Origin of the sequence: Pseudomonas reactans (assembly GCF_013385825.1) — a bacterium.
In the GTDB taxonomy this organism is placed as follows: Bacteria; Pseudomonadota; Gammaproteobacteria; order Pseudomonadales; family Pseudomonadaceae; genus Aquipseudomonas; species Aquipseudomonas reactans.
Map to the genome: position 1 here is coordinate 37866 of NZ_JACAPG010000004.1, position 24334 is coordinate 62199.

The following is a 24334-nucleotide window of genomic DNA, read 5'->3' on the forward strand; positions in this document are numbered from 1 at the left end:
TATGACTGCGCAATCGCTGCTCACCACCCTGCTGCCCCTGGTCGCCGACCTGTCCCGTGAACTGCCCGAGGGCGAGCGTTATCGTCGTCTATTACAAGCCATGCGCGCCTTGCTGCCCTGTGACGCCGCCGCGCTGTTGCGCCTGGACGGCGAATGGCTGGTGCCGCTGGCCGTCGACGGTTTGAGCGCCGACACCCTGGGCCGGCGTTTCAAGGTCAGCGAACACCCGCGCTTTGCCGTGTTACTGAGCAGCCCAGGCCCTACGCGGTTTGACAGTGACAGCGAATTGCCCGACCCCTACGACGGCCTGGTCGATGGACTGCACGGGCACCTGGAAGTCCACGATTGCATGGGCTGCCCGCTGTTCGTCGACGATCAGCCCTGGGGCCTGCTGACCCTGGACGCCCTCGACACCGAGCGATTCGAGCGCGTGGAACTGGACGCCCTGCAAGCCTTCGCCAGCCTCGCCGCCGCCACCGTCAATGTGGCTGAGCGTATCGAACGCCTGACCCTGCGCGCGGAAATCTACCGCGAGGCCAGCGGCCAGCAGCACAAGGAGATGATCGGCCAGAGCAAACCCCACAAGCGCCTGGTAGAAGAGATCAAGCTGGTGGGCGGCAGCGACCTCACCGTGCTGATCACCGGCGAAACCGGGGTAGGCAAGGAATTGGTGGCCCAGGCCATCCACGCGGCCTCGACGCGCGCGGATAAACCGCTGATCAGCCTCAACTGCGCCGCCCTGCCGGAAACCCTGGTGGAAAGCGAGCTGTTCGGCCATGTGCGCGGGGCCTTTACCGGCGCGTTGAACGAACGTCGTGGCAAGTTCGAACTGGCCAATGGCGGCACGCTGTTTCTCGATGAAGTGGGCGAACTGTCGCTGACTGTGCAGGCCAAGCTGCTGCGAGTACTGCAAAGCGGTCAATTGCAACGCCTGGGCTCGGACAAGGAACACCAGGTGGACGTGCGCCTGATCGCCGCCACCAACCGCGACCTCGCCGACGAAGTGCGCAATGGCCGCTACCGCGCCGACTTCTATCACCGCCTCAGCGTCTACCCGCTGCAAGTGCCGGCGCTGCGCGAGCGCGGGCGCGATGTACTGCTGCTGGCCGGCTTTTTCCTTGAGCAGAACAGGTCACGCATGGGCCTGGGCAGTCTGCGCCTGACCAGCGACGCCCAGGCGGCGCTGCTGGCCTATAACTGGCCGGGGAATGTACGGGAGCTGGAGCATTTGATCGGACGCAGCGCGCTGAAAGCCTTGGGAAACTGTCGCGAGCGTCCGAAGATTCTGAGCCTGAACGCCCAGGACCTGGATCTGCCCGATGTCAGTGCGCCGGTGATCGACGAACCGGTCGATGCGGTGCCCAGCGTAACCGGCGACCTGCGCCAGGCCACCGAACACTATCAACGCCAGATCATCAGCGCCTGCCTGGAGCGCCACCAGCACAACTGGGCCAGCGCAGCCCGTGAACTCGGGCTGGACCGCGCCAACCTAGGCCGCATGGCCAAGCGCCTCGGCCTCAAATAACCCCCACGCGCTGTAGGAGCCGGCTTGCCGGCGATAGCGGTGGGTCAATTAAAGACAAGCTGTCTGACATACCGCCATCGCCGGCAAGCCGGCTCCTACACTGATGGGTCAGGCCAAGGATTGTGAGGCAACCACGACCGGCTTGGGCTTACGAAACACCAACACATTGCCCAGCATCACCAACACCAACCCTGCCAGCGCTGGTGCAGTCCACTGGTACCCTTCGGCAAACGCCGACACGTTTAGCGCTACCACCGGGAACAGCACCGTGCAATACGCCGCGCGCTCCGGCCCCATGCGTCCGACCAACGTCAGGTAGGCAGTAAAGCCGATCACCGAGCCTGGAATCACTAGGTACCACAGCGCGCCGATGTACCGCGCGCTCCAGTCCATCTCAAAGGGAATCCCACGCATTGCGCAATAGGTCGCCAGCATCGCCGAGCCGTACGCCATGCCCCAGGCATTGGTCGTCAGCGGCTTGAGCCCGGCCTTCTGTTGCAGGCTAGACAGCATATTGCCGGCCGAGAAACACATCGTCCCCAGCAACGCCAACCCCAAGCCGAGCAAGGTCTGCGGGCTGGCGGTATGCCCCACCAGTTCCGGCCAGAACAGCAGGCCCAAGCCCATCAAACCCAGCCCGCCGCCCATCAACACATTGCGCGCCACCCGCTGGCCGAAAAAAACCCGGGCATTCAGCGCATTCCACAGCGTGGCCGTGGAAAACACCACCGCCACCAGGCCGCTGGGAATCCACTGGCTGGCGGTAAGGAAGCACATGAAGTTGACGCAGAACAGACACAGGCCCTGCGCCACACAAATCAAATGCCCACGCCGATTCATCACCTGCAACTTGCGGCTGAGCAGCAACAACACAAACAACACCAGCGCCGCCAGGCCGAAGCGATAGACGATGGACACGGGAATCGCCACCACGCCCAGCTGCCATTTGAGGGCGATCCAAGTGGTGCCCCAGATCAGCACGGTGAGTAAATACAGGGAAAGGTTCATAGCGGGCTCCATCGATTGAGCCACAGTGTGGCCCGCGATTCATGGCACGCTCTTGCACAATCTTGCGCTTTTGTCGGACGGTGGGCGCACAGCACTCACCGCGCGGAGTAGGATGCAAGGCGTCGGAGAGTACGAACCATGCCTGATCTGGAATCCCTGCAAGTCTTTCAAGCCCTTAACCGCTCGCCCAATGCACGCCTCGAAGCCTGCGCCGAGCTCGGTGACGGCTTGTCTGCAGCCTTGTGGAGCAACCATCACGATGCCCAGGATTACCAGGCGCCCAGCCATCACACCTTGTCGTGCTACATCGGCGGCGGCACCGGCACCTTTCGGCGCGACCAGCCCGGCACCAAGGGCGGGCCCGACAAGCTGTGCATCCTGCCCGCCGAGCATCAGTCGGCCTGGGTGATCAACGGCGAAATCCGCCTGGCCCATATGTACTTCAGCCCGGAGCAATTCGCCCTGGGCTGCGTCACCCTGCTCGACCGCGAACCGCGCACCCTGCAATTGCGCGAAAGCACCTTCCTGGAAGACGCCAGCCAGGCCCGGCGCTTTCACCAGTTGATCGCACTGAACTGGCACGAACCCGCCGAACGCCTGCTGACCAGCAGCCTGGCCCACGAAATGCTCAGCCATACCCTGCTCAGCCAGGTGGGTGCCCGCGAAGGATTGCGGTTGAAAGGCGGGCTGGCGGCGCATCAGCGACGGCTGTTGGTGGAGTACATCGACCAGCACCTGGAAGACCCGATCAGCCTGGGCCAATTGGCCGGGATGTGTGCACTGTCGGAATACCATTTCGCGCGGATGTTCCGCCAAAGCTTCGGCCTGCCGCCGCACCAATACCTGCTGGCGCGTCGCCTCACCCGCGCCCAGGCCCTGCTGCGCAGTGGCGCCCTGCCCTTGAGTGAAATTGCCTTGATGTGCGGTTTCTCCAGCGCCAGCCACTTCACCCATCGCTTCCGCCAAGCCATGGGCGCCACGCCCGGCGAGTACCGACAGGCGTTTTGCGCCTAGGTCATCAACCCCAATGTCTTGGCCTTGGCCACCGCTTGCGTGCGCCGCTCCACGCCGAGCTTGCTGTGGATACGCCGCGCGTGGGTCTTGACCGTATGCAGGGAGATAAACAGCCGGTCGGCGATTTCCAGATTGGAATTGCCCAGGGCGATCAACTGCAGCACCTCCAGCTCACGCTGGCTGAGTGGGCTTTCTGCCGCACCTGACACTGGCGCTTGCGGCTCCATGCCCAGCTCGCTCAATAACCCCGGCGAGCGCAACCGCAGTTCACGAATCGCCTGCTGCACCTGGCAGCGTGCCGCCAACGCCAGCCCGGTTTGCAGCGAGCGGCGCGCCAGCGTGGAATCACCGATTTGCCAGGCCACTTCGCCCAGCACCAAGTGCAGCTCGGTTTCCAGGCAGAGCATGCCGCGTTGGCGGGTGGTGTCCAGCAAGGCCGTGAGCCGCGCCACTGGCTGATCGGCGCAACCCAGCTTCACTTCAGCCAGCACCAGCAGGTACTCCAGGCGCGGCACCAGCTCCAGAGTGGCCGGCGGTGCCTGTCTGGCCTGGGGCCCACGAAAGTGGCGAAGCACGCGGCGAACCGCTTCCACTGTCAATTCGGCACGCCCCTGCTGCAACCAGAAATGCCCGCTGACCAGCAGCAACACCGCGCGGTACACCGTGTCGGGCACCTGACGCTGTTGCATCAGCCGCTCGGCATCGCGCAGTTGCACAAAGGCCTGGGCGTAATCGCCACGGTTGGCGGCCAGCAGAGCCAGTCCAAGGAATCCGTAAAGCACGCGTTTGTCCTGGCTGTGCAGGCACATCTTCAAGCCCGCCTCGAAACACTCGGCAGCCAGGCTGTCCTGCCCTTGCCGCAACGCCAAGTGCCCGCGCCGCAGGGCGATGCGCCCGACCAAAGGCCCGGCCTTGAGGCGCTGCTTGAGCAGCATCGCCTGCACATTTTCCAGCAGGCTTTGCGCCCGATAAGGGGCGCCACGCTGCTCCAGCAGTTGCGCGTGATCCAGCTCCAACAGGGCTTCGAGCAGCAACGAGCCATGAGCACGGGCCAGGCACAAGGCTTCGCGGCTCAGGGCCTGGGCCACGTCCAGTTCACCACGCAGCAAGGCTTGCTGGGTGAGGCCCGAAAGGCACATCAACCGCGACGTCCAGGCGCTGTCGGGCAAGGCTTGCAGCGCCTCCAGAAAATGCTCGCGAGAGCGCTCGGCATCACCGCCCAGATGCAGCAACCAGCCCCATTGCGCCTGCCAGCGCGCCAGCAGGTAGCGCTGTTGCGCCGCCGTCGGTTGCGGCGCGAAGCGTGCCAGTTGATGGATGCATTGCGCAGCTTGCTCAAAGCGCCCGGCGAACAGCAACGCCGCCGTCAGCAAACCGACCAATTGCGCCGAACCGAGCATCAGCTCATCGCCCTGCTGTTCATGCAGGCGCAACAGCAACATCGCGTTCTGCTGGCGGAACAGGTCTTCAAAACTGAAGTGCTGCAACAGGCTCACCGCCACTTCATATTCTTCGGCGAGCAAGGCGTGTTCAAACGCGGCCTGCCAGTCCTGTTCGGCGGTGAACCATTGGCAGGCGCGGCGATGCCATGAACGCTTGGCTGGCCAGGGCTCGTCACGCAGCAAATCGGCGAGGGGTGGAAAGACCTGCAGCCACTCGGTGTCTTCCCAGGGTTGGACAAACGCGCCGAGGGCCTGCAGATCGTGCAGGTACTGATCACCGTCGCCAAAGCCGAACAGGTGCTCGCACAACCCCGCGTTGAAGCGCGGCAAATGCGCCAGCACGCGCCAGGCTTCGGCCAGTTCGGGTGGCAAGGTGCTGAACAGCTCGTGTTGCAGGTAATCGAGCAGGGTTTTTTCCGGGTGGCCGTCCCCCAGCAAGGCGATGCGCGCGCCGGCACACCAGCCGGCACTGAACTGCAACACGCTGTCGACAGACTGCCCTGGGGCATGAATGAGCAATTGCTGGACCTCGGCAGGGCTGAACGCCAAGTCTGCGCCAAACTCCAGCAGCTCATCGTCCAGCAGCAACCGCGGCCAATTGCACAGTGGCCGGCGCCGCGCGCCCAGCCACCAGGTCAGGGCTGGACTGCTGGCGGTCAACAGGCGATCGAGCAAAGCGTCGGTGTCCGGCGCGGGCAAGCGGCAGAAGTCATCGAGGAACACCCACGCCGGGGCCTGCCAACGCGCAAGGTCCGACAGCAGGGTCGCTTCATCGGTGAACGGCAAACCCAGGTTCTGCGCCAGGCGCTGGCAAAGATCGAGGGGGCTCAGGGCAGCACCATTGAGCGGCAACCAGTACACCGGGCAATCCTTGGGTGCCTGCAACGCGCACTCGGCGAGCAGCGCGCTCTTGCCACTGCCGCCGGGCGCGCACAGCAACTTGACCCTGACCTGTGCCGCCAGCAAAGGCTCGGCCAAGCGTGGGCGCAACAAATGATGGGCGGACAGCCGAGGCATGAATCCAGGACGGTCCAGGCAGCGTGTCATGGCGGTCATTGCTGCATCCTGCTTTTTTATTGTTATGCAACGTGGCGCCTACCCTAGCCCCGTCCCTGGCAGTTACTGAAGAAGTATTCAGAACAATGATCAACGGACATAGACCACTGTAGGAGCGAGCTTGCTCGCGAAAAACTCATAGGCGCCGCGTGCACACTGGATGCGCGCGTCATCATTGACGTTCTTCGCGAGCAAGCTCGCTCCTACAGAGAGTCGTGTTATCGAACCCCTTCGGCCCTCAATGCGGCCGGGGTGTAGTCCGCCGCCTTGGCCGCAAAACCGAACACAAAGCTGCTCTTCTCCTCATTCTTCATGCCCAGCGCGATGTAGCGCCCGGCGATGATGTCGTAGAGGGTTTCCACGGTGTACGCCGGAGTCTGGTGGTCGTAATAGAACTGCGCATGACCTTCGGCGACACGCCACAGTTGACCACGGCCGTCGTAGTGATCCACCAGTGCCACCTGCCAGCTGTCTTCATCGATGTACATGTGGCGCTTGGCGTAGATGTGCCGCTCACTCGGCTTGACCGTGCCCACCACTTCCCACACGCGGTGCAACTCATAGCGGGTCAGGTCCTGGTTGATATGGCCGGCCTTGATGATGTCGTCGTACTTGAGTGTCGGCTGGTCCAGCTTGTAGCTGTTGTAGGGGATGTACATCTCTTTCTTGCCCACCAGCTTCCAGTCGTAGCGGTCCGGGGCGCCGGAGAACATGTCGAAGTTGTCCGAGGTGCGCAGGCCGTCGGAGGCAGTGCCGGGCCCGTCATACGCCACTTGCGGCGCGCGGCGTACGCGACGCTGGCCGGCGTTGTAGATCCACGCCAGGCGCGGCTCCTTCACCTGGTCGAGGGTTTCGTGCACCAGCAGCACGTTGCCCGCCAGGCGCGCCGGGGCCGTCACCGATTGCTTGAAGAAGGTCAGCACGTTGGCCGCCTTGGCCGGGTCCATGTCCGGGATCAGTTGCGGCACCGCCACTTCCTCTTCGAAGCGGATCGGCGTGTAGCTGCCGTTGGTCTGCGGCGTGGCCTGGGTGATGATGCGGCGCAGGTTGCCGCCGTGGTAGCGGGTGATGTGGTTCCACAGCACTTCCACGCCATTCTTCGGAATCGGAAACGCGTAGTAGCGATTACCGGTGAAACCCTCCAGTCCATTGCCGTCGTTGATCGGCTTGACGTTCAGCGCACTGCGCTTGATCGACTCGTAGATCTCCGGCGGCAGGTTGACCGTGCGGTGGGTTGGGTACACCGGGATCTTGTAGGTTTCGGGGTAGCGCTTGAACATCGCCACCTGGCCGTCGGAGAGTTTGTCCTTGTACTTGTCGACGGTGGCTGCGGTGATCACGAACAGCGGTTTTTCACTGGCGAACGGGTCGGCCAGGAAACCCTTGCTGTCCACCGCACCGGCATTTTTCGGGATGCCACCGGTCCAGGCCGGAATCGAGCCGTCGGCGTTGCCGGCTTTTTCGGCGCCGACCGGGGTCAGGGTGGTGCCGAGCTTGGCCGCCTCTTCCGGCGACACCGCTGCCATCACGTGGGTGGCCAACAGGCTGAGGGCCAACACTGCAATTGTCTTACGCATGGATGCTTGTCCTTCTTTAAGCCAGGTCAGAAGTTCGCGCCGAAGCTGAGGGCGAGGAAGTCGCGGTCGGTCAGGGTGTTGTAGTCGCCGCCGAAGAAGTCGGTGTAGCTCAGGCTGGCGGTGTAGGTGCTGCGGTAGTCCGCGTCCACACCGATGCTGATGGCCTTGGCGCCTTTGTTGAACAGGCCATTGGGGCCGTAGCCGGCCACGTCATGGGACCAGGACAGGTTGGGCTTGAGGTTCACCCCGAAAATCGCGTTGTTGTAGTCAAGGATCGCCCGCGCGCGGTAACCCCAGGAATTGGCGGTGACGAAACCATCGGTGTCACCTTGGAAACCATAGGCACCGTAGACCGAGTCGCGGCCGTAGCGCAGTTTGGATTTGTCTTCCAGCCCGGCGACGTGTACGTACGCAGCCTCGCCAACCAGCGTCAGGCGTTCGGCCCCCAGCACCTGGTCAAAGAACTGGGTCATGGTGCTTTGGATCTGGGTGATTTCCTTGCGGCGGTAGCCTTTGTTGTCGTCACCGAAGTTGCTGCGGATTGGCGAGGCCAGTTGGCCGGAGGTCGGGTTGACCAGCGCCAGGGTCAGGTCGGTGGTATTGAGTTGCACCGGGGCATTGGGGCGGTAGCTAATCTCGCCGGTCCACGCCGTGCCGGTGGGCAAGGTGGTGGAGAAGCTGGCGCCGAACAGACGGATGTCTTCCGGGTAGTCAAGGTAATACTGACCACGACCGAGCATCGTGCTGGTGACCAGCCCTGCGCCGGGGCGAGTGACCGGCTGCAGGAGGTTAGCCAGGTCACGGATGGCGTTCATCGTCGTCGCATTGGAGTTGTTGGTGATCGTCCCCACCGTCGGGGTGCGGCTGTGATAGTTCATGAAGTACAGGCCGTACTCGGTGTCATCCCCGAGCCAGCGCAACGCCGTACCGAATTGGCCGGAATCGCGTGCATCACGGTCACGCGCGCGCTGCACAATCACGCCTTCGGGAGTCACTTCGAAGCCTTGGCCAAACCGTGCCGCCACTGGCTGCAACGGCGCAATCGCCGGGTTACCCACCGTGTAGTTGCCATTACAGCCGTGGGCCGCCACATCCCCACCAAAGAATGTGCCGCAATTATCCAGTACGGTATTTTCCCAGTTCAGTTGGTAAAAACCTTCCACTGTCAGCTGGTTGGTCAAGCTCTGGGAGGCGAACAGCATGTTCACCGGAATCAGCCCTTCCTTGATTTCCGCACCTGGGCGGCGGAAGGCTGAGACGTCGATGGGGTTGATGCTGTTGATGGAGTTACCGATAAAGGTGCTCTCGCCCCAACTGACCACTTGTTTGCCCAGCCGCACGTTCCCTGGCTGATCGCCAATGGAATAGTTGTGATAGACGAAGGCATCGAGCAATTCGTAGCCGGAAGACCGCGCACCTTCATCGCGGTGGTGATTGCTGATCTGTTTGAATTCGCGATCTTCATCCTGCAACTCGAAGTCGTACCAGTACTTGCCCCGCACGAACACGCCGCTGTCACCGTACTTGAGTTCCAGGTCGTGAATACCCTTGAAGATCTTGGAAAAGGTCTCGCCCTTCTTGAAGTTCAGGCGACCGTCATCCCCGGTAGACGCCTGGCCAGTGCCGCCGTTGACGGTGCCCACCAGCTTTTTATCGGCGTCGCGCATGCCCCAGCTCGCGCCCACCGACAGCGAGGAATCGAATTGCCCTTCGATCTCGCCAATGTTGAACGAAACAGCCTGTGCCTGGGCACAGCACCCCAACGCAACCGCAGCGGCCAGCGCCTGTGGCCTGAAGATGGCGCGCATTGTTGTTCTTGTCATGCGTCTTCCCCGGTGAGTGACAGAAGGCCCCACCCTACTGCCGCCCATCAGGAGCGATAAGCGCACCAAGGAGGGATTCGTGTTGTCGCCCGAAAGGATGACAGGGCGCTCTGGCCTGGGCTTGGGGCACCGGCATGCATTGGGTGGATGGTGGCTTATCAGGGGAATGTATGGAGAGCGCTGAAACTGTTGCCTATTGTGCAACAGTCCTTGTCACGAATCGGCATTACTCATTTTGTTACAAGCGGCTATTCTTACCGGGCTTTCAGGGCAAACGGCCCGCTTACACAACCGGAAGAAAAGCCAGACTCAAATGGATTGATGCCTGTTTTCAGTCTGTTACCCGTGTTCACTGACGTTGATTTGTCGCTCCTTGATCCAACGTCTTACTTCGGCCGCTGCCTATGCAGCGGCCTTTTTTATGCCTGGAATAAAACGGGGCGCCCTTAGCGCCCCGTAGGATTCAAGCTTTTTCAAGCAACGATCACAGGCTGAATTTCTGCAAATTGGCCATCATCTCCTTCAACGCCTCGATGTTGTCCTTGGGGTGAGCCGCCCCTTCGAAGTCGCAAATCTGCTGCCAATGCGCCGCCACGTCTTCGGGCGAGAAGCCCGCTTCCGGATCAAAGCCCACGCCCAGGCTGCGCTCCCAGCGGGTCTTGCCGATCCAGCCACCGCCCACTTCAAACAGCCCCGAGGTTTCCTCGCAAGCGTCGCTGCCCAGGTACACCACCAACGGGCTGACCAACTCCGGCTTGAGCCGCTCGAATACCTGCGGCGGGATCAGGCCTTCGGTCATCCGCGTGCCGCCCGTGGGGGCGATGGCGTTGACCAGGATGTTGTTCTTGCGGCCTTCCAACGCCAGGGTCCGCGTCAGCCCGTACAAACCCAGCTTGGCCATGCCGTAGTTGGACTGGCCAAAGTTGCCGTAGATGCCTGAGGTGGACGCGGTGAAGATCACCCGACCGTAACCCTGCTCGCGCAGATGGGGCCAGGCGGCGCGGGTGACTTTGTAGGCGCCTTCGACATGCACCCGGTAAACCAGGTCCCAGTCGCTGTCGTCCATTTTGTGGAAGGTCTTGTCGCGCAGGATGCCGGCGTTGTTGACCACCACGTCGATACGGCCAAACGCATCGAGGGCGTTCTGCACAATCTTGTCACCGTCGGTGACAGAGTCATGGTTGGCTTCAGCAATACCGCCAGCTTCGCGGATCTGCGCCACCACACGGTCGGCAGCCGAGGCATTGGCACCTTCCCCCTGGGTAGAACCGCCCAGGTCGTTGACCAGCACCTTGGCGCCATGTTTCGCGAACAGCAGCGCATGCGCCCGGCCCAACCCGCCGCCGGCACCGGTGACGATCACGACCTTATCCTGGAACTGCACTGACTGACTCATACCGAACTCCAAAGGCGACAATGGGAATGGGTCGAGTGTCAGGCACGGGAGCTTTGGTCACAATAAAGCCGGCCAGGGCTGAATGGTGCTCGATAAGGCTGGGGGATAATCGTCAGCTCAGGAATAGGCCAATCGCGATGTCGGTTGCCCAATCCGATCACGAAACGCCAGGTAGTGCTTGAGCACCTGCACCGGCGCCTCGATCTGTGGGTAGTGGCCGATGTTGGCCAGCAGCACCGTGTCGGCGTGGGGCACCAACTCGCGGTAACGCTCCACCATATGAGCGCCCGAAATCGGGTCGATTTCGCCATCGATCACCCGTAGCGGCACATCGCCCTGTTGCATCGCTGCCACCCAACGCTCACGCATACGGCGGCGTTGAGGGATGTAAGCAATGAGTTTGTGCAGGATGCGCGTGCCGTCATGGCAGTCGATCAGGCTCCAGAAATCATCCAGAGCGCTTTCGCTGGGGCGGGTGTTGGGGCCGAAGATCTGGCTGAAACTGTTCGCCAAGGCATTGCGCCCAAAGGCACGACCGATCATCCAGCCCAGTGGGCTCAGCAAGAGCTTCTGTACCAGCGCCGGGCGATGGGTTTCGGGAAACAGCCCACCGTTGAGAAACACACAGCTGGCCATCTGAAAGCGCCCTTCGTAGTGCCGGGCCAGCAGTTCCTGGGCGACGCTGTCACCGTAGTCGTGGGCCAGCACATGCACCGGCTGCTCCACGCGCAAATGTTCCAGCAGGGCTTGTTGCAAATCCGCCTGCTCCAGCAGGCAGTAACCGTGGTCGAGTGGCTTGGCCGAGTCGCCGAAACCGAGCATGTCGCAGGCGATCACCAAGTTGCGCTGGGCCAAGGGCTGCCACACGTAGTGCCAGTCCCAGCTGGCGGTGGGAAAGCCATGGATCAGCAGCAACGGCTCGCCCTGCCCCGCCACCCAATACCGGATGGTGCGGCCATGGAAGTCGAACGTCTGGCTGCGTTTGCGCCAGGCTCTCAGCGGGATCTCGGCGAGTGGCATCAGCTTCTATACCCAGGGTCTTGAGTGTCCAGCTTGCGCAGCAACGCCGGCCAGGCCAGCGCGCCCCCCATACCTTGTGCGCTCTTTGTGACAGCCGCCACCATTGCCTTGACGCCAGCGAGAATCTGCGGGCCGATGCTGATCAATTCAGCACCACCGTTTTGCGCCAGCACCTGGATATCGCAGGCGCGCTGGAACGTGAACATCATCAAAAAGGTATCGGCAATGGTGCTGCCGCAGGTCAGCAGGCCATGGTTGTGCAGCATCAGGAAGTTGTTGTCGCCCAGATCGGCCTGCAGGCGGGCCTTCTCTTCGTGATTCAGCGCCACACCTTCGTAGGCGTGATAGGCCAGGCTCGACAGCACGAATATCGATTGCTGGCTGATCGGCAACACGCCTTGCTTCTGCGCCGCCACCGCCACACCGGCAGCGGTGTGGGTGTGCAGCACGCAGGTCACGTCGTGGCGCACTTCGTGGATGGCGCTGTGAATGGTGTAGCCCGCCGGGTTGATCTCGTAGGGGCTGTCCATCAGCTTGTTGCCGGCCTGGTCGACCTTGACCAGGCTCGACGCGGTGATCTCGTGGAACATCAGCCCATAGGGGTTGATCAGGAAGTCATCAGTGCCCGGCACCTTGGCCGAGATATGGGTGAAGATCAGGTCATCCCAACCATGCATCGCCACCAGGCGGTAGCAGGCAGCCAGGTCGACACGGGTCTGCCATTCGGCAGCGCTGACCTGATCTTTGACATTCTGTGACGATAGAACGGGGGCTAGGCTCACGGCAACGACCTCCTTGGCGCATTTTCTTGTTGTTTTTTTGAGTGATGGGCCAGTCTAGTCAGACGTCGTGGCCGCCGTAGTTGCCTTGGCAGCCAGCTTGATGACCGTACGAGTCAGCGTTGAGAATAGTTTAAATCTGTACATGCGACGTCAGAGAAGTGCCGCCAATAAAGGCGCGGCGAACAGGTTGAGCAGGCCCGTCAACACCATCACCAAGCCCGCGACCGAACCCTCTTCACCGCCCACTTCGTGTGCTCGGCTCACGCCCGCGCCGTGAGCGCCCACGCCGAACAGCGCGCCGCGCGCCAAGGGTGTGCGCAATGGCAACCACTTGAGCAGCACGCCGCCAAGCATGGCGCCGAACACGCCGGTGAACATCACGAACACGGCCGTCAGTTCCGGCACGCCACCGAGGTCGGACGACACGGGCATGGCGAACGGTGTGGTGATGGAGCGCGGCACCAGGGACATCGTCACCGAGGTGTCCAACGCCAGCGCTTTGGCCAAGCCGAATGAGGTGGCGATGGAGGCCACGCTGCCGGCGATCATGCCCAGCAACAAGGCCGACCAGTAACGCGCCAGCAACGTGCGCTGCTGCCAGATCGGCACCGCGAAGGCCACGGTCACCGGGCCCAGCACCAGCATCAACCAATGGGTGTCAGCGGAGTATTCCGCGTAGGCGGTGTTCATCGGCACCGCCACGGCCAGCAAGAGTACCGGCACCAGGATCAGCGGCGACAACAGGTAACGTCCGGTGCGACGGTAGATCCACCGGCTGAAGACATACGCGCCCAAGGTCAAGGCGAGCCAGAACACCGGCATCAGCTCAAGCTTCATGGCGCAGCCTCCAGCGGCACACCAGTTCGACGGTGAACGCGGTCACCAACATCACCGCAAGCGTGCTGAAGCCAATCACCAGCAGGATGCGCCAGCCGTCATTGCGCAACAGGCCGCCGTAGTCCAGCAGGCTCATCAGCGCAGGAATGAAGAACAGCAACATTTCAGCCATCAACACACCGGCGCCCAATTGCAGGGCCGCCGGCTTGACCAGGCCACTGGCAAAACTTGCCAGCAGCAGGCCCAGCCCCACCACGCCGCCAGGGATCGGCCACGCCAGCCACACGGCCAATTGGCAACCGAGCAGGTAAATGGCCAACAGCACGACCAATTCAATCAACAGACGGGTGAAACGCTTCATGGGCTTTGGTTCCTCGCAGGCCTTCATTTTAGAGAGGCACACCCCATCCCCACAGCGAATTGTTAGACTGCCAGCTATTCCAAATGGGAATCCTGATCATGGAATTCAAACAGCTGCGCAGTTTTGTCGAAGTGATCCACCGCGGTGGCTTCACTCAAGCGGGAAAAACGCTGCACATCAGTCAATCCGCCGTCAGCAAACAAGTGGCGCAACTGGAGCAGAGCCTGGGCACACCGCTGTTGGAGCGCACCGGCTCACACATCCGCCTGACCGCCGCCGGCGAGGTGGTGCTGCAGCGGGCTGAAGCCATGCTGCGCTTGCAGACGGAATTGCTGAGTGAGCTGGATGACATGCAGCAACTGGCCCGCGGAGAGTTGCGCCTGGGCCTGCCGCTATTGGCGGGGGACACGTTGTTTGCGGGACTGTTTGCCGAGTACCGCAGGCGCTACCCGAAGGTCACCATCCAGTTGCTGGAAGGCGGTAGCCGCACGATCGAACAGGCGATTCTCAATGGTGAACTGGATGTGGGTGGCTGCCTGAATTCCAGTGATCCAGCCTTCGCCCGGCAAGCCTTCTGCGATGAGCCGCTCGACGCCTTGCTGCCGATGGATCACCCGCTGGCACAGAACGCCCAGGTGCGCCTGGAGGAACTGGCGGACACGCCGTTCCTGATGTACCAGCGCAGCTTTGTGCTCAATGATCGGCTGATCCAGGCCTGCCAGCAGGTGGGCTTCACCCCGAGGGAAATCGGCCGTAGCGGCCAGGCAGACTTCCTTGCCGCCCTCGTCGCGGCCGGCCAGGGCGTGGTGCTGTTGCCCAGCGTGGTTGCCCGTGGGCTGGTGCGACCGGGCGTGGTGCGCCTGACGCTCAAGGCACCCGACGACCTGCGCTGGGACATTGCGTTTACCTGGCGTGCGGGCGCCTATCTGTCGAAGGCAGCACAGGCCTGGCTGGCGTTGCTGCGAGAATTTCCGGTCAGCCGCGCAGTGCAGTGACCAGCTCGGCCAGCCACGGTTCGGCGTCGGCTTCCGGGGTGACGCTCTCGCTGGCGTCCAGGCGCAGCATCGGCAGCACTTCGCGCACGCCGAGTTCGCCAAACAGCTCGCGCATTTGCTCGCCGCCGCCGCAGAAGGTGTCGCCATAGCTGGCGTCACCCAGGCCGATCACCGCACCGGGCAAGCCACGCCAGGCGGCAGGCAGTTGATCACGAATCATCGAATACAGGGGCTGCAGGTTGTCGGGCAACTCGCCCATGCCGGTGGTGGACGTCACCGCCAAAAACGCCTCGGGGCCGAACGCTTGCACATCCGCCAGCGTTGCGCGGGGATTGTGCCAGGCCTCGAAGCCGGCGGCCTTGAGGATATCGGCAGCGTGGCGGGCAACTTCTTCAGCGGTGCCGTAGACCGAGCCGGAAAGGATGGCGACTTTCATCAATCTGATCCTGTAGTTGAGCGAAAGCGTGGGATATTAGCAGCTCAACCGAGCTCATCAAAAAAACGTCGCGACCCACTGGAAAGATGACTGCGCTGCCTTAGACTTGCGACATCTCAAATGGATGGATTCCCCTGCATGATTAATGCTCAATTGATGCAAATGGTCATCGACGCTTCGAATGACGGCATCGTAATCGCTGAACGGGAAGGCAAGGACCTGCCGCTGATCTACGTCAACCCGGCTTTCGAGCGGATGACCGGCTACACCCGCGACGAGATCCTTTATCAGGATTGCCGTTTCCTGCAATCCGGTGACCGTGATCAATCGGGCCTGATCGCCATTCGTGAAGCGCTCAGGGCCGGCGTCAACTGCCGAGAGACCCTACGTAACTACCGCAAGGACGGCACGCCTTTCTGGAATGAATTGTCGTTATCCACCACTTACAACCCCGCGGACAAACAGACGTATTTCGTCGGCGTGCAAAAGGACGTGACGGTTCAGGTCAAGACCCAACAGCGCGTGGCTCAATTGGAAGCCCAGGTGGCCGAACTCAAGGCCGAACTGGCCACACTCAAAACGACGAGTGGAGCTAACAATAATTAGAAAAAACGGTCATTAAGAGGATAATGGCAATTTAATGCCTACCCACCGAGCAAGCCTCATGCAACGCGACGCACTCCTGACACAGGACGAGCTGGACTTTATCCAGACCATGCAACACAACCCGCAGTTGAATCTGCGGGATGCGTCGTCGAGCCTGACGGTCAACGGCGGTGCGCAAATTCGCGATTTGCTCACGCGACTGGCCGCTCACGACCACGTCACCATCCAGGCGCAGTTCGACAACCAGCAACTGACCTTCCCACTGCACCTGGTGGAAGATGAGTTTCACGCCGTTCATCTGCGTCTGGGCGTACCGAGTATTTTCGAAGACGGTCCGATGATCCGGCCGTGGCGCCTGGCACTTGAAACGCCGGTGGCGCTGGAGAATGTCAGGGGTACCCCAGGTGCCCTGTGGGTGCATGAGGTGTCGTTCAAGGGTGTGCTGGTGGAGATTCGGGGCCGGGTCAAGCCGCCGAAAACCTTTTCCCTGTGGTTCAGTCCTTCAGGTTACGAGCGCATTGCGTTGCGCGGAACCTTCGAACGGGAAACCGCACGCGGGCTGTTCGCCTATCGGCTGAGCCAGGGCGACGTCGACGAAACCGAGCGCCTGCGCCAGTTCATCCTGCACCAGCACCGCCTGGTCCATCCTGAAGTCCACGCCTGAGATCAGGTATCCAGGCCACCGCCCAGAAACTGCTGCAAGCGGCGCTGCATCAACCGGCCTTCATTACCCAGGCAGCCGATTGATGAACCGGCGAGGCTTTCCTGCGCCAAGTCCGCTGCATCGCCGGCCAACAGCAGCGGGCAATTCAGGGTCAGCGCCAGACGCCTGAGCCGCAACGGCAACTCACTGCCGGGGGCGCGATTGGAAAACAGCACCAAGGCTTGGGGCTGGGTCTTTTCACAGATCAGGGTCAACTCATCGAATGGCTGGCCCACGCCCAAGACCTTGACCGCCTGTTTCTCCCCCGACATCAGCAAGCCCGCGACCAGCAACTCCAGCTCGCGGCACTCCCCGGCAACGGCGGCCAGCAATACCCGGGGCACCGGCGCAGCGGCAGCCATCTGCAAACGTTGCGCCGTACGCGAGCGCAGGAAATTATCGAAGAACAGCCACTCGCTGGCCTGGCCAAAGCGGCCTTGGTGACGCAACAACGCCTGCCAGAGCGGCATGAGAATGTCCTGGAACACCACGGCGAGGGGATAGGCGGAAAAGATCTGGCCGTACAAACGATCCAATTGGCGGTCATCGAACGCGCTGATTGCCTGGCGCAATTGCCCGTGCCACTGCTCCCACTCCACGCCAGGGCCGGCGCCAGGTTCGCTGAGCAGCTCGTCGCGCGCAAGAATCCTGCCCACCTTGCTCACGGCGACGCCACGTTCGATCCAATCGAGAATCTGGTGCACGGTGTCAATATCGTCACGCGAGTACAACCGATGCCCACTTTCGGTGCGAGTGGGCTGGATAAGACCATAGCGTCGTTCCCAGGCACGTAAGGTGACTGGGTTTACGCCGGTCAGCCGAGCGACTTCGCGGATAGGGAAAAGATCGCCGCAAACGCTGCCGTTGTCGGAAGTCGTTTCGCGTTGAGGAGCAATAGTTTCGGGCATCAGAGGTCAAAAACATCCGTGTCGATTTGGATCCAATTTAACGCTTTTTCAGCGGATCGACACAAGCTGCACGACGAACCGACCAAAGTATCTGGCGTATTTCGTTAAAACAGGAATAATCCTTGCCTGTTTTTTCTACGTCGCTGCACCACCCCGCAGCCTCGTTTGTGTGCCGCCTACCCGGCCCAGCGCACTCGCTTATTTGGAGATACACAATGTCTACCTCTCCCGTCACCCTGATGGTTGCGCGCCGCGTGGCCAAGGGTCGCTACGAAGAACTGATGGCCTGGCTGCGCGAAGGCGAGCAATTGGCCACGGATTTTCCCGGCTACCTGGGCTCAGGCGTCCTTGCACCGCCGCCCAACGATGATGAATTCCAGATCATTTTCCGCTTCGCCGATGAAAAGACCCTGCATGCCTGGGAGTTTTCGGCCTCCCGCAGTGCCTGGTTGAGCCGTGGCAGCGAGCTGTTTGCCAACCCGTCCGAGCACCGCGTACGCGGTATCGATGGCTGGTTCGGCGCGGTCGGAGCGCGCCCTCCGCGCTGGAAGCAGGCGGTGGCGATCTGGTTGGCGTTTTTCCCGGTGTCGCTGCTGTTCAACTTTGTCCTGGGTCCCTTGCTCAACGGGCTCGACCTGGCGCCGCGCGTACTGGTCAGCACCATGGCCCTTACGCCTCTGATGGTGTATTGGTTCATCCCGCTGTCGACCCATCTGTTGGCCAATTGGCTGCATCCTGTTCCGACCCCACGCAAGGCCGGCGAAGCCGCTGCTTGAGTACAGGGGCGCCCGGTCGCTGGTATAGTTTCAATCTGCCAGCGACTTGAGCCTCCCATGACTGCAACGAACGCCCCGATCCTGATCACCGGCGCCGGCCAGCGGGTCGGCCTGCATTGCGCCCAGCGCCTGCTGGACGACGGCCATCCGGTGATTTTCAGCTACCGCAGCGAACGGCCCGGCGTACAGGCCCTGCGCGAACGCGGAGCGATCGGGGTGTTTGCCGACTTCTCCAGTGAGGCCGGCATCCTGGCGTTTATCGCGGAGCTGAACACCCATACCCAGCGCCTGCGCGCGATCATTCACAACGCCTCGGCCTGGATCGCCGAAACGCCCGACGAAGAAAGTCGCGCCTTTACCGACATGTTCAGCGTGCACATGCTTGCGCCGTACTTGATCAACCTGCATTGTTCACCTTTGCTGCAACGCTCTTCCCCTGCCGACATCGTGCACATCAGCGATGACGTGGTGCGCAAGGGCAGCCGCCAGCACATCGCCTATTGCGCCACCAAGGCCGGCCTCGACAGCCTCACGTTGTCGTTTGCCGCGCAGTTCGCGCCGTCGATCAAGGTCAATGGCATTGCTCCGGCGATGGTGATGTTCAACGACGGCGACGACGCAGCCTACCGCGCCAAGGTACTGGCCAAGTCGGCACTGGGCATCGAACCCGGCCCCGAGGTGATCTACCAGAGCGTGCGCTATTTGCTGGATAACCCCTATGTCACCGGTACCACCCTGACCGTCAACGGCGGGCGGCATATCAAGTAAGCCGTTTGTGAGGATGTTGTATGACCCTGCCCCATCACTACCGCGAGATCCTCAAAGGCCTGGGCGAAGACCCGGAGCGCGAAGGCTTGCTCGACACCCCAAAGCGCGCCGCCAAGGCCATGCAGTACCTGTGTCACGGCTATGAGCAGAGCTTGGACGAGATCGTCAACGGTGCGCTGTTCACCTCCGACAATGACGAGATGGTGATCCTCAAGGACATCGAGTTGTACTCGTTGTGCGAGCACCACCTGCTGCCCTTCATCGGCAAGGCCCATGTGGCCTATATCCCCACCGGCAAGGTGCTGGGCCTGTCGAAACTGGCGCGCATCGTCGACATGTTCGCCCGGCGCCTGCAGATCCAGGAAAACCTCACCCGGCAGATCGCCGACGCGATCCAGGACGTGACCCAGGCTGCCGGCGTGGCCGTGGTGATCGAGGCCCAGCACATGTGCATGATGATGCGCGGCGTGGAAAAACAGAATTCAACCATGAACACCTCGGTGATGCTCGGCGCGTTCCGCGAGTCGAACACCACGCGCATGGAGTTCCTGCAACTGATCGGACGGAGCAAGTAGCAATGCCACAACTTCAACCAGGCATGGCGCGCATCCGGGTCAAGGACCTGTGCCTGCGCACGTACATCGGCATCAACGAGGACGAAATCCTCAACAAGCAGGATGTGCTGATCAACCTGACCATCCTGTATGCCGCCCAGGAAGCCGTGCGCGACAACGACATTGACCACGCGCTGAACTACCGCACCATCACCAAGGCGATCATCGCCCACGTCGAGGGCAACCGCTTTGCCCTGCTGGAGCGCCTGACCCAGGAGCTGCTGGATCTGGTGATGAGCAATGAGTCTGTGCTGTACGCCGAAGTCGAAGTGGACAAGCCCCATGCATTGCGCTTTGCCGAGTCGGTTTCGATTACCCTGGCGGCCAGCCGTTAACCCCTGAATTGTCAGTGAGCCTATGAACGACCAACAACGCCTCGAACTCGAAGCCGCCGCCTTCCGCCGGCTGGTGGCGCACCTGGACAGCCGCAAGGATGTGCAGAACATCGACCTGATGAACCTCTCGGGCTTCTGCCGCAACTGCTTGTCCAAGTGGTACAAGGCCGAGGCGGACGAGCGCCAGATCGAGCTGAGCCTCGATGACGCCCGTGAAGTGGTGTACGGCATGCCGTACGCCGAGTGGAAAGCCCAATACCAGAAAGAAGCCAGCGCCGACCAACAGGCGGCGTTCGCCAAAGGAAAAACCCATGACTGATTTGAACACCCTGCGCGCCAGCCTCAACAGTGGCGAACATGTTTTTGCCGATACCCTGGCGTTTGTCGCTGCTGGTTACGACTACCAACCGCAAGCGTTCACCAATGGCGAAGTGGAAAATGCTGCCGGGCAGAACGAAGGGTCATGCAAGACCCTGGGCCTAGCGCTGCTGGAAGGTCTCAGCGATCAAGAAACACTGCTGGCGTTTGGTGAGCATTACCGCTCGGTAGTGGCGACGCCTGAGGGCAGCGATCACGGCAACATCCGTGCGCTGATTGCGAATGGATTGGCCGGTGTGAAGTTCAGCGCACAGCCACTGACCCGTCGCTGATCAAATCCTGCTCATAAAAAAACCGGCCTCGCAGCCGGTTTTTTTAGTTCAGCGGATTCAGAACGAAGCGTTCTGCAGACCGTCGAGGTAACGCTCGGCATCCAGTGCCGCCATGCAACCGGCGCCAGCCGAGGTGATGGCCTGGCGGTAGACGTGGTCGGCCACGTCACCGGCAGCGAAGATACCTTCGATGTTGGTGGCAGTCGCGTTGCCTTCACGGCCGCCCTGCACCACCAGGTAACCGTCTTTGGCTTCCAGCACGCCTTCGAACAACGAAGTGTTCGGGGTGTGGCCGATAGCGATGAACACGCCGTCGACCTTCAGCTCGTCGAAGCTGCCGTCGTTGTTCTTCAGGCGGGCACCGGTCACGCCCATGTTGTCGCCCAGGACTTCGTCCAGGGTGGCGTTGAGCTTGAGGATGATCTTGCCCTCGGCCACACGGGCGTGCAGCTTGTCGATCAGGATCTTCTCGGCGCGGAAGGTCTCGCGGCGGTGAACCAGGGTCACGGTGCTGGCGATGTTGGCCAGGTACAGTGCTTCTTCCACCGCGGTGTTGCCACCACCGACTACGGCGACCGGCTTGTTGCGGTAGAAGAAACCGTCGCAGGTCGCGCAGGCGGAAACGCCTTTGCCCATGAACGCTTCTTCCGATGGCAGGCCGAGGTAGCGGGCGCTGGCGCCGGTAGCGATGATCAGCGCGTCACAGGTGTAAACGCCGCTGTCGCCGGTCAGGCTGTAAGGCTTCTTGGAGAAGTCGACCTGGTTGATGTGGTCAAACACGATCTCGGTTTCAAAACGTTCAGCGTGTTCTTTCATGCGCTCCATCAGCACCGGGCCGGTCAGGCCGTGGACGTCGCCTGGCCAGTTGTCGACTTCGGTGGTGGTGGTCAGTTGACCACCCGCCTGCATGCCAGTGATCAGCAGCGGCTTGAGGTTGGCACGGGCAGCGTAGACCGCAGCGCTGTAACCGGCAGGGCCGGAACCCAGGATAATCACTCGCGAATGACGGGTATCAGACATGACTCACTCCTATCGACCACCCAGACTACAAGGCGGCTGGAATAAAAAAGGGACCACGAAGCACTTGGGGAAGGCTTCAACTCGCAGACCCTGAAAAATAATGGGTGCAGCGTATCGAGGGGGGCAAGATTAAGGAAATACGGAATAACAATCCAGCTCATAGGTGGTCTCTATGCAGTCACCGCTGTTGATCAACACCTTTGTTACCACTGATGTCGCCGCTTTCGCCTGTCAAACAAAGCCGGTAAGGTCGGCGCGTTCGTCACTTTGTTCGGAGTTCTCCATGCCCGCCCCTGCTCTTTCCGGCCCGCAATACCTGCGTGAAGGCCTCAAACTGGTGTTGAGCCCCGGCCTGCGCCTGTTTGTGCTGCTGCCGCTGGCGATCAACATTGTGCTGTTTGTCGGCTTGATCTATTTCGCCGGTCATCAGTTCAGCCTGTGGGTCGATCATTTGATGCCGACACTCCCGAGCTGGCTGAGCTTCCTGAACTACCTGCTCTGGCCCCTGTTCGTCGTGCTGGTGGTGCTGATGGTGTTTTTCACTTTCACCATGCTGGCCAACATTATCGCCGCGCCCTTCAACGGTTTTCTCTCGGAGAAAGTGGAAGTGGTGGTACGCGGCACCGATGATTTCCCGGCCTTCAGCTGGAGCGAGTTGATCGCCATGGTCCCGCGCACCCTGGCACGGGAAATGCGCAAGCTGGGCTACTTCCTGCCACGGGCCATCGGCCTGTTTATCCTGTCGTTCATACCCGTGGTCAACCTGATCGCCGCCCCGCTGTGGCTGCTGTTCGGCGTGTGGATGATGGCGATCCAGTACATCGACTACCCGGCCGACAACCACAAGCTGGGCTGGAACGAGATGCTCGCCTGGCTGCGCCAGAAACGCTGGCAGAGCATGAGCTTCGGCGGGATCGTCTATCTGGTACTGCTGGTGCCGGTGGTCAACCTGTTGATGATGCCGGCAGCGGTGGCCGGCGCCACGTTGTTCTGGGTGCGTGAGCAAGGTGCCGAGGCAATGGCACAGCAGCAAAAAGTGACCCAGTCATAAATCCATCATCTCGATGACACAATGACGACATGGCCCACGGCGACACTGTGGGTCATGACGACAGCCTCGCTTCACATCACCCTCATTACCGAAACCTTCCCGCCAGAGATCAACGGGGTGGCCAATACCCTTGGTCGCCTGTGCGAGGGTTTGCGTGCCCGTGGCCATCAAGTCGAGCTGGTGCGTCCGCGCCAGGGCGTCGATCAGAGCCGCCCCAGCGACGACGCCTTGTTGCTGTGCCGTGGCTGGCCGCTGCCGGGTTATCCGGGCCTGCAATGGGGGCAGTCGTCAATGCACAAATTGCTGCGGCGCTGGACCCGTCAGCGCCCGGACGTGCTGTACATCGCCACGGAAGGGCCGCTAGGTTTGTCCGCGCTGCGCGCCGCACGTCGCCTGGGGATCAGCGTGGTCAGCGGCTTTCACACCAACTTCCAGCAGTACTCGAACCAATATGGCATGAGTATGCTGAGCCGGATGGTCACTCACTATCTGCGCTGGTTCCATAACCGTTCGACGCTGACCCTGGTACCCAGCGCCAGCCAGCGCCTGGAGCTGGAGCGCAAGCATTTCGAGCGTCTGGGGATGTTAGCGCGCGGAGTGGACAGCCAGTTGTTCCACCCGGGCAAACGCGACAATGCATTGCGGGAAAGTTGGGCGCTGAACAGTGAGCAAACCGCCGTGCTCTATGTGGGCCGGCTGGCCCAGGAGAAAAACCTGGGGTTGCTCAAGCGCTGCTTCGAGACCTTGCAGGACACCTATCCTCTGCGTCAGATGAAGCTGATCATCGTCGGTGATGGCCCGCAACGCGCGACGATGGAGAAAGAACTGCCGGAGGCGATCTTCTGCGGCACCTTGCGCGGTGAGGAACTGGCGCGGCACTACGCGTCAGGCGATGTGTTCCTGTTTCCCAGCCTGACCGAAACCTTCGGCAATGTGGTGCTGGAAGCGATGGCGTCGGGGTTGGGTGTGGTGGCCTACGATCAGGCAGCGGCGACCCAGCATATTCGCCATGGCTACAACGGCGTGTTGGCGATGCCGGGCGATGAGGAGGCATTTTGTGATGCCGCCAACTGGCTGCTGGAAGAACCAGAGAGTCTGCGCAGGGTCCGGCTCAATGCTCGTCAGCACGCCAGCCGTCAAGGATGGCCAGCCATTATCGAACAGTTCGAGAAGCAGTTACGGGGTGTGTGTAAGGAACATTTGGCCGCGTCAACAGTGCCTTATGCTCGTTGAACGATCTGCGAATGATGTGGGTTGGTTCGCCCGCTTGCCAGCCTAGCCCCCGTGCATTGGCCTAAACACCCGGCATTTTCCCGCAGGTCCGTCTGAATCGGCATGTCACAACGGGATATTTCAGGAACGTCGCGCCGATTATCGCCACCCATATGACACCTGCCAAACGAGGGGTGTCTTCCTGATGGCGCCCCCCCAGATGAGGCAGGTCACTCATGATGAAAAATTATTAGAGACCACTATGTCGACACGGATAAATGGATCAATGGCACTGCAACTCCTGTCCCTCCAAACGCCAACTCAGGGGCCCGCAAACGCCCACACATCCACAAGTGCACAGAACGATCACGGCTGGAACCGCCCGCAGCCCAACCGCCCGGATAACAGCTGGAACCGTC

The 24334-nt window shown here is 61.5% G+C and carries 25 protein-coding genes; 13 read left to right on the forward strand and 12 right to left on the reverse strand.

Going from position 1 to position 24334, the window contains the following annotated elements:
- The first annotated feature begins 1 nt into the window (after position 1).
- A complete protein-coding gene (gene norR / locus HX868_RS04615) occupies positions 2–1525 on the forward strand; it encodes a nitric oxide reductase transcriptional regulator NorR (RefSeq protein ID WP_177002065.1) in 1524 nt (507 codons plus the stop codon).
- 108 nt (positions 1526–1633) lie between these two features.
- Here the strand turns inward: norR and HX868_RS04620 are convergent, their stop codons facing one another.
- Positions 1634–2533 carry a DMT family transporter gene (locus HX868_RS04620; RefSeq protein ID WP_177002066.1) on the reverse strand — a complete coding sequence of 300 codons (900 nt, stop codon included), beginning with the start codon at positions 2531–2533 and terminating at the stop codon, positions 1634–1636.
- A 138-nt stretch (positions 2534–2671) separates the two neighbouring features.
- On the opposite strand from HX868_RS04620, the gene HX868_RS04625 reads away from it, so the two are divergent.
- Positions 2672–3547, forward strand: a complete 876-nt coding sequence (locus HX868_RS04625; protein WP_177002067.1) for a helix-turn-helix domain-containing protein — start codon at positions 2672–2674, stop codon at positions 3545–3547.
- Here HX868_RS04625 and HX868_RS04630 read toward each other — a convergent pair.
- The 8 genes from HX868_RS04630 to HX868_RS04665 all read right to left on the reverse strand — a co-directional run bounded on the left by HX868_RS04630 (position 3544) and on the right by HX868_RS04665 (position 13841).
- On the reverse strand, positions 3544–6045 hold the full coding sequence (locus HX868_RS04630; protein WP_177002068.1) for a LuxR C-terminal-related transcriptional regulator: 2502 nt from the start codon (positions 6043–6045) through the stop codon (positions 3544–3546). The two genes, HX868_RS04625 and HX868_RS04630, sit on opposite strands and share 4 nt — an antisense overlap.
- Before the next feature lie 218 nt (positions 6046–6263).
- Positions 6264–7622 carry a DUF1329 domain-containing protein gene (locus HX868_RS04635; RefSeq protein WP_038842226.1) on the reverse strand — a complete coding sequence of 453 codons (1359 nt, stop codon included), beginning with the start codon at positions 7620–7622 and terminating at the stop codon, positions 6264–6266.
- Positions 7623–7648: 26 nt separating this feature from the next.
- The gene (locus HX868_RS04640; RefSeq protein ID WP_177002082.1) at positions 7649–9430 is read right to left on the reverse strand and encodes a DUF1302 domain-containing protein; all 1782 of its coding nucleotides are present in this window, start codon (positions 9428–9430) and stop codon (positions 7649–7651) included.
- A gap of 499 nt (positions 9431–9929) precedes the next feature.
- On the reverse strand, positions 9930–10841 hold the full coding sequence (locus HX868_RS04645) for an SDR family oxidoreductase (RefSeq protein ID WP_177002069.1): 912 nt from the start codon (positions 10839–10841) through the stop codon (positions 9930–9932).
- A 117-nt stretch (positions 10842–10958) separates the two neighbouring features.
- Entirely contained in the window at positions 10959–11861 is a 903-nt protein-coding gene (locus HX868_RS04650) for an alpha/beta fold hydrolase (protein WP_177002070.1), read from the reverse strand.
- Positions 11861–12643 carry a class II aldolase/adducin family protein gene (locus HX868_RS04655; RefSeq protein WP_177002071.1) on the reverse strand — a complete coding sequence of 261 codons (783 nt, stop codon included), beginning with the start codon at positions 12641–12643 and terminating at the stop codon, positions 11861–11863. Before HX868_RS04655 ends, HX868_RS04650 begins: the two co-directional genes overlap by 1 nt.
- A 150-nt stretch (positions 12644–12793) precedes the next feature.
- Positions 12794–13480 (reverse strand): LrgB family protein, encoded by a 687-nt coding sequence (locus HX868_RS04660; RefSeq protein ID WP_033896204.1) that lies wholly within the window; start codon positions 13478–13480, stop codon positions 12794–12796.
- Positions 13470–13841, reverse strand: a complete 372-nt coding sequence (locus HX868_RS04665; protein ID WP_177002072.1) for a CidA/LrgA family protein — start codon at positions 13839–13841, stop codon at positions 13470–13472. The genes HX868_RS04660 and HX868_RS04665 overlap by 11 nt, the downstream gene beginning before the upstream one ends.
- Before the next feature lie 98 nt (positions 13842–13939).
- Between HX868_RS04665 and HX868_RS04670 the strand changes: the two genes are divergently transcribed.
- Positions 13940–14836 carry a LysR family transcriptional regulator gene (locus HX868_RS04670; protein ID WP_033896202.1) on the forward strand — a complete coding sequence of 299 codons (897 nt, stop codon included), beginning with the start codon at positions 13940–13942 and terminating at the stop codon, positions 14834–14836.
- Here the strand turns inward: HX868_RS04670 and HX868_RS04675 are convergent.
- Positions 14817–15272, reverse strand: coding sequence for a flavodoxin (locus HX868_RS04675; RefSeq protein ID WP_177002073.1), 456 nt, complete (start codon positions 15270–15272; stop codon positions 14817–14819). The two genes, HX868_RS04670 and HX868_RS04675, sit on opposite strands and share 20 nt — an antisense overlap.
- 138 nt (positions 15273–15410) lie before the next feature.
- On the opposite strand from HX868_RS04675, the gene HX868_RS04680 reads away from it, so the two are divergent.
- Both HX868_RS04680 and HX868_RS04685 read left to right on the forward strand, forming a co-directional pair.
- Entirely contained in the window at positions 15411–15878 is a 468-nt protein-coding gene (locus tag HX868_RS04680) for a PAS domain-containing protein (protein ID WP_038842203.1), read from the forward strand.
- Positions 15879–15936: 58 nt separating this feature from the next.
- On the forward strand, positions 15937–16542 hold the full coding sequence (locus HX868_RS04685) for a hypothetical protein (protein WP_177002074.1): 606 nt from the start codon (positions 15937–15939) through the stop codon (positions 16540–16542).
- Positions 16543–16544: 2 nt separating this feature from the next.
- Here HX868_RS04685 and HX868_RS04690 read toward each other — a convergent pair whose 3' ends face one another.
- Positions 16545–17489: a MerR family transcriptional regulator gene (locus HX868_RS04690; protein ID WP_177002075.1), complete on the reverse strand. Its 945-nt coding sequence runs from the start codon at positions 17487–17489 to the stop codon at positions 16545–16547.
- A 215-nt stretch (positions 17490–17704) separates the two neighbouring features.
- Here HX868_RS04690 and HX868_RS04695 point away from each other — a divergent pair, with 215 nt between their 5' ends.
- Genes HX868_RS04695 through HX868_RS04720 form a run of 6 tightly spaced genes read left to right on the forward strand, consistent with a single transcriptional unit; the run spans position 17705 to position 20632 of the window.
- Positions 17705–18265 carry an antibiotic biosynthesis monooxygenase gene (locus HX868_RS04695; protein WP_177002076.1) on the forward strand — a complete coding sequence of 187 codons (561 nt, stop codon included), beginning with the start codon at positions 17705–17707 and terminating at the stop codon, positions 18263–18265.
- A 57-nt stretch (positions 18266–18322) separates the two neighbouring features.
- Complete coding sequence (gene folM / locus HX868_RS04700) at positions 18323–19033, forward strand: dihydromonapterin reductase (RefSeq protein WP_177002077.1); 711 nt, start codon at positions 18323–18325, stop codon at positions 19031–19033.
- A 20-nt stretch (positions 19034–19053) separates the two neighbouring features.
- Entirely contained in the window at positions 19054–19608 is a 555-nt protein-coding gene (gene folE, locus HX868_RS04705) for a GTP cyclohydrolase I FolE (protein WP_016976178.1), read from the forward strand.
- Positions 19609–19610: 2 nt separating this feature from the next.
- Positions 19611–19982 (forward strand): dihydroneopterin triphosphate 2'-epimerase, encoded by a 372-nt coding sequence (gene folX / locus HX868_RS04710; protein ID WP_003176029.1) that lies wholly within the window; start codon positions 19611–19613, stop codon positions 19980–19982.
- Positions 19983–20004: 22 nt separating this feature from the next.
- A complete protein-coding gene (locus HX868_RS04715) occupies positions 20005–20301 on the forward strand; it encodes a DUF1244 domain-containing protein (RefSeq protein WP_010206472.1) in 297 nt (98 codons plus the stop codon).
- Positions 20294–20632 (forward strand): HopJ type III effector protein, encoded by a 339-nt coding sequence (locus tag HX868_RS04720; RefSeq protein WP_177002078.1) that lies wholly within the window; start codon positions 20294–20296, stop codon positions 20630–20632. The genes HX868_RS04715 and HX868_RS04720 overlap by 8 nt, the downstream gene beginning before the upstream one ends.
- A gap of 57 nt (positions 20633–20689) precedes the next feature.
- On the opposite strand, the gene trxB is transcribed toward HX868_RS04720, so the two are convergent.
- Positions 20690–21652: a thioredoxin-disulfide reductase gene (gene trxB / locus HX868_RS04725; protein ID WP_016976180.1), complete on the reverse strand. Its 963-nt coding sequence runs from the start codon at positions 21650–21652 to the stop codon at positions 20690–20692.
- Positions 21653–21935: 283 nt separating this feature from the next.
- Here trxB and cysZ point away from each other — a divergent pair, with 283 nt between their 5' ends.
- Both cysZ and HX868_RS04735 read left to right on the forward strand, forming a co-directional pair.
- Positions 21936–22703 carry a sulfate transporter CysZ gene (gene cysZ, locus HX868_RS04730; RefSeq protein ID WP_177002079.1) on the forward strand — a complete coding sequence of 256 codons (768 nt, stop codon included), beginning with the start codon at positions 21936–21938 and terminating at the stop codon, positions 22701–22703.
- A gap of 54 nt (positions 22704–22757) precedes the next feature.
- Positions 22758–23936 (forward strand): glycosyltransferase family 4 protein, encoded by a 1179-nt coding sequence (locus HX868_RS04735; RefSeq protein ID WP_177002080.1) that lies wholly within the window; start codon positions 22758–22760, stop codon positions 23934–23936.
- Positions 23937–24334: the final 398 nt, after the last annotated feature.

What these genes read in the sequence shown, in the direction of transcription:
- norR (WP_177002065.1), top strand. Translation starts at nt 2, where the DNA reads ATGACTGCGCAATCGCTGCTCACCACCCTGCTGCCCCTGGTCGCCGAC.
- HX868_RS04620 (WP_177002066.1), bottom strand. Translation starts at nt 2,533, where the DNA reads ATGAACCTTTCCCTGTATTTACTCACCGTGCTGATCTGGGGCACCACT.
- HX868_RS04625 (WP_177002067.1), top strand. Translation starts at nt 2,672, where the DNA reads ATGCCTGATCTGGAATCCCTGCAAGTCTTTCAAGCCCTTAACCGCTCG.
- HX868_RS04630 (WP_177002068.1), bottom strand. Translation starts at nt 6,045, where the DNA reads ATGACCGCCATGACACGCTGCCTGGACCGTCCTGGATTCATGCCTCGG.
- HX868_RS04635 (WP_038842226.1), bottom strand. Translation starts at nt 7,622, where the DNA reads ATGCGTAAGACAATTGCAGTGTTGGCCCTCAGCCTGTTGGCCACCCAC.
- HX868_RS04640 (WP_177002082.1), bottom strand. Translation starts at nt 9,430, where the DNA reads ATGCGCGCCATCTTCAGGCCACAGGCGCTGGCCGCTGCGGTTGCGTTG.
- HX868_RS04645 (WP_177002069.1), bottom strand. Translation starts at nt 10,841, where the DNA reads ATGAGTCAGTCAGTGCAGTTCCAGGATAAGGTCGTGATCGTCACCGGT.
- HX868_RS04650 (WP_177002070.1), bottom strand. Translation starts at nt 11,861, where the DNA reads ATGCCACTCGCCGAGATCCCGCTGAGAGCCTGGCGCAAACGCAGCCAG.
- HX868_RS04660 (WP_033896204.1), bottom strand. Translation starts at nt 13,480, where the DNA reads ATGAAGCTTGAGCTGATGCCGGTGTTCTGGCTCGCCTTGACCTTGGGC.
- HX868_RS04665 (WP_177002072.1), bottom strand. Translation starts at nt 13,841, where the DNA reads ATGAAGCGTTTCACCCGTCTGTTGATTGAATTGGTCGTGCTGTTGGCC.
- HX868_RS04670 (WP_033896202.1), top strand. Translation starts at nt 13,940, where the DNA reads ATGGAATTCAAACAGCTGCGCAGTTTTGTCGAAGTGATCCACCGCGGT.
- HX868_RS04675 (WP_177002073.1), bottom strand. Translation starts at nt 15,272, where the DNA reads ATGAAAGTCGCCATCCTTTCCGGCTCGGTCTACGGCACCGCTGAAGAA.
- HX868_RS04680 (WP_038842203.1), top strand. Translation starts at nt 15,411, where the DNA reads ATGATTAATGCTCAATTGATGCAAATGGTCATCGACGCTTCGAATGAC.
- HX868_RS04685 (WP_177002074.1), top strand. Translation starts at nt 15,937, where the DNA reads ATGCAACGCGACGCACTCCTGACACAGGACGAGCTGGACTTTATCCAG.
- HX868_RS04690 (WP_177002075.1), bottom strand. Translation starts at nt 17,489, where the DNA reads ATGCCCGAAACTATTGCTCCTCAACGCGAAACGACTTCCGACAACGGC.
- HX868_RS04695 (WP_177002076.1), top strand. Translation starts at nt 17,705, where the DNA reads ATGTCTACCTCTCCCGTCACCCTGATGGTTGCGCGCCGCGTGGCCAAG.
- folM (WP_177002077.1), top strand. Translation starts at nt 18,323, where the DNA reads ATGACTGCAACGAACGCCCCGATCCTGATCACCGGCGCCGGCCAGCGG.
- folE (WP_016976178.1), top strand. Translation starts at nt 19,054, where the DNA reads ATGACCCTGCCCCATCACTACCGCGAGATCCTCAAAGGCCTGGGCGAA.
- folX (WP_003176029.1), top strand. Translation starts at nt 19,611, where the DNA reads ATGCCACAACTTCAACCAGGCATGGCGCGCATCCGGGTCAAGGACCTG.
- HX868_RS04715 (WP_010206472.1), top strand. Translation starts at nt 20,005, where the DNA reads ATGAACGACCAACAACGCCTCGAACTCGAAGCCGCCGCCTTCCGCCGG.
- HX868_RS04720 (WP_177002078.1), top strand. Translation starts at nt 20,294, where the DNA reads ATGACTGATTTGAACACCCTGCGCGCCAGCCTCAACAGTGGCGAACAT.
- trxB (WP_016976180.1), bottom strand. Translation starts at nt 21,652, where the DNA reads ATGTCTGATACCCGTCATTCGCGAGTGATTATCCTGGGTTCCGGCCCT.
- cysZ (WP_177002079.1), top strand. Translation starts at nt 21,936, where the DNA reads ATGCCCGCCCCTGCTCTTTCCGGCCCGCAATACCTGCGTGAAGGCCTC.
- HX868_RS04735 (WP_177002080.1), top strand. Translation starts at nt 22,758, where the DNA reads ATGACGACAGCCTCGCTTCACATCACCCTCATTACCGAAACCTTCCCG.